Below are 4063 nucleotides of genomic sequence, written 5' to 3' on the forward strand. Positions count from 1 at the left end.
ACCATGCATCTGGCCGCGCACTTCCCGGGCGTCAACGCCACCACCGTGTGGGCCGATCCCCGCTCCCGCAGCCAGATCGACTTCTCGTCCTTCGTAACTGCTTCACGCGGCGCGAGAGTTCGTCCTTGTGCTGAACGGCGGTGTAGGTGCCGCCGGTGGCCTCGGCGATGCAGGTGAGCTGTTGGCGGATCTTGGCGTTGGGCACCAGGCCGAGGGTGTCGATGACCAGGTGGGTGCCGCGCGCGGCGATCTCCCGGGCCACCTCGCACGGGTCGAGCGGGCCGCAGGTGTCCTCGCCGTCCGTGATGAGGACGATCCGGCGGGTGGCCTCGCCGCCTTCGAGGTCGTCGGCCGCGCCGAGCAGCGCGGGGCCGATCGGGGTCCAGCCGGTGGGGGCGAGGGTGGCGACGGCGGTCTTGGCCTCGGTGCGGTCCAGCGGACCGACCGGGTAGAGCTGCCTGGTGTCCTTGCAGCCGACCTTGCGGTCGTCGCCCGGATAGTCGGCGCCCAGGGTGCGGATGCCGAGGTGGACCCCTTCGGGCACCGCGTCCAGGACGTCGTTGAACGCCTGCTTGGCGGCGGTCATCCGGGACTGGCCGTCGATGTCGCGGGTGCGCATGGAGCCGCTGACGTCGAGGACCAGCTCGACCTTGGGCGCGGGGGTGGCCGGTGGTTCGTCGGCGGCTGCGGGGAGCGCGGAGCCGAGCCCGGCGGCCAGGGTGGCCAGCGCTATGCACACCCCGGTCGTCAGCCGATTTCTTGTGATCATCGCCGGATCTTATGGAAAATCAGTTGGTATTCCCAACCGGGGCCGCCGGCGACGACTTCCGGCTTACCTATCGGCTGCCGAGCAGCGGCTCCGAGGCGCGGTCCAGCACCGAGGTGACCCGCTGCCAGGTCTCCAGGTCCCGCTCCTGGGCGTCGAGTTGACTGCCCGTCTCGCCTGCTCCCCAGGAGGTCGCCAGCGCCACCGGGTCCCCGCCGCCCGCGGCGGAGGCGGCGAGCGCGGCCGCCCCCAGGGCGACCAGTTCGCCGCCGGCGGGGATGACGACCGGGCGGCCGGAGAGCCGGCGCACCGTCTCCACCCAGCCGCGCCCCTGCGCGCCGCCGCCGATCAGCCGCAGCGGGCGGGCGGCGACCTCCGGGGCGTCGGGGTCCAGGCCGCAGGCCCGCAGCAGGGTGTCCAGCGCCCGCAGGACGGTGACGGCCGCGCCCTCGTAGGCGGCGCCGAGCAGTTGCTGCGGGGTGGTGTCGTGGCGCAGGCCGGTCAGGAGCCCCGACGCGGTGGGCAGGTCGGGGGTGCGTTCGCCGTCGAGGTAGGGCAGCAGTACGGCTTCGCCGCCGGGCGCCGTGTCCTCGCGGTGCAGGCCGAGCAGGGAGGCGACCTTGTCCACGGCGAGCGTGCAGTTGAGGGTGCAGGCCAGCGGGAGGTACGTACCGTCGGCGGCGGCGAACCCGGAGAGCTCCGGGGCGGTGGAGCGGGTGCGGGAGGCGGCGAAGACGACGCCCGAGGTGCCCAGGGAGAGGACCGGGTGGTCCAGCAGCCCGGCGCCGCCCAGGCCGAGGCCCACGGCCGCGCTCATGTTGTCGCCGGTCCCCGCCGCCACCGCGATGCCCGCCGGCAGCCCCAGCGCCTCGGCCGCCGCCTCAGTGAGCGAACCGATCCTGGCCGCCCCGGTGGGTGCCACCTCGGGGAGGAGGGCCGGGTCCAGGCCGAGGAGGTCCAGCAGGACGGGGTCGTACGCGCCGGTCGCGGTGGCGTACCAGCCGGTGCCGGAGGCGTCCCCGGGGTCGGTCGCGGCGACGCCCGCGAGGCGCTCGGTGAGGAAGTCGTGCGGCAGCCGTACGCCCACGGCCCCCTTCGCGGCCTCGGGGTCGTTCTCGCGCAGCCACTGCCACTTGGAGGCGGTGATCGAGGCGACCGGTACCGAACCGGTCCGCCCGGTCCACGCGTCGGGCCCGCCGAGCGCGGCCGTGAGGGCGGCGGCCTGCGGGGCGGAGCGGGTGTCGTTCCACAGCAGGGCCGGCCGCAGCGGGCGGCCCGAGCGGTCCAGCACGACGAGCCCGTGCTGCTGTCCGGCCACCGCGATCCCGGTGACCGAGCGTGCGGGGAGCCCGGACTCCTTCAGCCCGGCCGCCACCGCGTCGCCCAGCGCCCGCCACCAGACCTCCGGGTCGCTCTCCCGGGCGCCGCCCTCCCCGGTGACGACGTGCGGGGCGCGCCCCACCGCGAGCTGCTCGCCGGTCACGGCGTCGATCACGGCGGCCTTGGTCGACTGGGTGGAGCTGTCCACGCCGATGACGACGGTACGTGACGACATGGGCGGCCTCTTTCGTGGTACGGGTTCACCTATTCGGTTCTGCCGCGAACAAATTACGTGATCCGTGGCCCGGGGAACAGGCCTTGAACCCGCTCGCCTTCGACCAGGGGGTTTCGTCCGGGAGGCGCCGCGTGCATGATTAGTCATGACAGTGAACAAATAGAGGGACCGGGTCTCTGGACCCGGCTCCCGACGGCAGGCGAAGGCGGTCGGACCATGACGGAACGCTTCACCCCCACCCCCGAGGACAAGTTCAGCTTCGGTCTGTGGACCGTGGGCTGGCAGGGCCGGGACCCCTTCGGCGACGCCACCCGTGCGGCCATCGACCCGGTGGAGTCCGTCCAGCGGCTCGCCGAGCTCGGCGCCTGGGGCGTGACCTTCCACGACGACGACCTGATCCCCTTCGGGTCGAGCGACACGGAGCGCGAGGCGATCGTCAAGCGGTTCCGGCAGGCGGTCGACGCCGGCGGGCTCGTCGTGCCCATGGTGACGACGAACCTCTTCACCCACCCGGTCTTCAAGGACGGCGGGTTCACCGCCAACGACCGGGACGTACGCCGTTACGCGCTCCGCAAGACCCTGCGCAACATCGACCTGGCCGTCGAGCTGGGCGCCACCACCTTCGTCGCCTGGGGCGGCCGCGAGGGGGCGGAGTCCGGCGGGGCGAAGGACGTGCGGCTCGCCCTGCACCGGATGAAGGAGGCCTTCGACCTGCTGGGGGAGTACGTCACCGAGCAGGGCTACGACCTCCGCTTCGCCATCGAGCCCAAGCCGAACGAGCCGCGCGGCGACATCCTGCTGCCCACCATCGGCCACGCCCTCGCCTTCATCGAGCGCCTGGAGCGCCCCGAGCTGGTCGGCGTCAACCCCGAGACCGGGCACGAGCAGATGGCCGGGCTCAACTTCCCGCACGGGATCGCCCAGGCGATGTGGGCCGACAAGCTCTTCCACATCGACCTCAACGGCCAGTCCGGCATCAAGTACGACCAGGACCTCCGCTTCGGCGCGGGCGACCTGCGCCAGGCCTTCTGGCTCGTCGACCTGCTGGAGAGCGGCTACGAGGGCCCGCGCCACTTCGACTTCAAGCCCCCGCGCACCGAGGACTACGACGGCGTCTGGGCCTCGGCGGCCGGCTGCATGCGCAACTACCTCATCCTCAAGGAGCGCGCGGCGGCCTTCCGCGCCGACCCCGAGGTACGGGAGGCGCTGCGCGCCTCCCGCCTGGACGAACTGGCGCGCCCCACGGCGGGGGACGGCCTCGCCGACCTGCTCGCCGACCGCACGGCGTACGAGGAGTTCGACGTGGACGCCGCCGCCGAGCGCGGGATGGCCTTCGAGGTGCTGGACCAGCTGGCCATGGACCACCTGCTCGGGGTGCGCTGACGGTACGGGGGCGCCCGGCGGCCCTCACGGGCGCCGGGGCCCGTGGTTCCGGCGCTCCTGGTCCTCGGGCCTCCGGCCCCGGGCTTGGGCCCTGGTGCCCCCGGGCTTGGGCCGGCGTCCCGGGCCCCGGGCCTCCGGCCCCGGCCCCCCGGCCCCGGCCCCCCGGCCTCGGGCCCCCGGCCCTGGCGCCCCGGGCCCCGGCCTCAGGTCCCGGCGCCCCCGGCCCCGCCCCCTGGCCTCCGCCTGGGGCACCCCCCGGCCTCCGCCCGGCCCCGCCCCCCCGGCCCCCGCCCGGGGGCGGCAGCATCGGCCTGGCGCTGGGCTTCATCACCGGCCTGTCGAAGTGGGGCGAACGCCTG

Annotated in this window: 2 protein-coding genes and 1 pseudogene; 1 reads left to right on the top strand and 2 read right to left on the bottom strand. The window is 74.4% G+C overall.

Annotated elements, in window-relative coordinates; all coding sequences use genetic code 11:
- Positions 1-94: 94 nt before the first annotated feature.
- Both AB0917_RS33775 and xylB read right to left on the bottom strand, forming a co-directional pair.
- Positions 95-769, bottom strand: a pseudogene (locus tag AB0917_RS33775) (VWA domain-containing protein); the annotation flags it as partial.
- Between the two features lie 67 nt (positions 770-836).
- A complete protein-coding gene (xylB, locus tag AB0917_RS33780; RefSeq protein WP_366823529.1) occupies positions 837-2321 on the bottom strand; it encodes a xylulokinase in 1485 nt (494 codons plus the stop codon).
- 216 nt (positions 2322-2537) lie between these two features.
- On the opposite strand from xylB, the gene xylA reads away from it, so the two are divergent.
- Positions 2538-3704, top strand: a complete 1167-nt coding sequence (gene xylA / locus AB0917_RS33785; protein WP_366823530.1) for a xylose isomerase — start codon at positions 2538-2540, stop codon at positions 3702-3704.
- Positions 3705-4063 lie beyond the last annotated feature (359 nt).

It is taken from the genome of Streptomyces sp. NPDC007346, from assembly GCF_040703535.1.
Classification (GTDB): domain Bacteria; phylum Actinomycetota; class Actinomycetes; order Streptomycetales; family Streptomycetaceae; genus Streptomyces.

Excerpts from the sequence above, each read along its gene's own strand:
- xylB (WP_366823529.1), bottom strand. The coding sequence starts at position 2,321 with ATGTCGTCACGTACCGTCGTCATCGGCGTGGACAGCTCCACCCAGTCG.
- xylA (WP_366823530.1), top strand. The coding sequence starts at position 2,538 with ATGACGGAACGCTTCACCCCCACCCCCGAGGACAAGTTCAGCTTCGGT.